Here is a 661-nt window from a genome sequence, read left to right as displayed (position 1 = left end):
GATGGTGGATGAAGAGAACAATCCCACACAAGCATGGGAACACATGAATGTGGGGATTGTAGTTTCCACAAACAGCAATATTTAAGGTTGGCATTTACGGCTATTTTTATATTTTTTACAAAAAGGGCTGTTCAAGCGCTTCTTGACACTGCGCTTTGGGATGACAGCGCCAGGACGACAAATCGGAAGATTTTCGGCTTTATGATTTCCACACCATCCCCCCCCACATCATATTTATAGCGGAACCCTGCTTGAAGCATGCAAGCATCAATGGTTGCCATTTGATTGAAACTGCGATTATCGTTTTCTGGATCGCGATCATAAGGGGTTGGCATGCCACATTCTAACAAGGCTTTTCCTATCTCAGTAAAATCTGCTCCTGGCTTCTCCCATGCTCCTATAGATGATGTGGGAGTTTTATTAAACTGACATCCTGCAATACCTAATAAAGTTACAGCACCTAATAGTCTTAGAGTTTGTTTCATTTTTCCCCTCTTTGAATGGATTTCTTTTTAATGCAATGGCTTGAAAGCCTGTTGATATTTTCTGCCACCGCTGTTTCAAACAACGGTGAACAATATTGAGATGGTGGATGAAGAGAACAATCCCACACAAGCATGGGAACACATGAATGTGGGGATTGTAGTTTCCACAAACAGCA

1 protein-coding gene and 1 pseudogene are annotated in these 661 nt (G+C 41.9%); both read right to left on the bottom strand.

The genetic code is table 11. The annotated features are described in order from the left end of the window. Positions 1-81: 81 nt before the first annotated feature. Positions 82-485 (bottom strand): annotated as a pseudogene (locus ACFINZ_RS11165) (hypothetical protein). Further along, positions 482-661: hypothetical protein (locus ACFINZ_RS11160; protein ID WP_375701550.1), on the bottom strand; the 180-nt coding region annotated here is incomplete at its 5' end. The pseudogene ACFINZ_RS11165 and the gene ACFINZ_RS11160, both read right to left, overlap by 4 nt.

The sequence above is a fragment of the Bartonella sp. AA81SXKL genome (assembly GCF_042196945.1).
GTDB lineage: Bacteria > Pseudomonadota > Alphaproteobacteria > Rhizobiales > Rhizobiaceae > Bartonella.
This window is presented reverse-complemented; position numbering and strand designations above follow the sequence as displayed.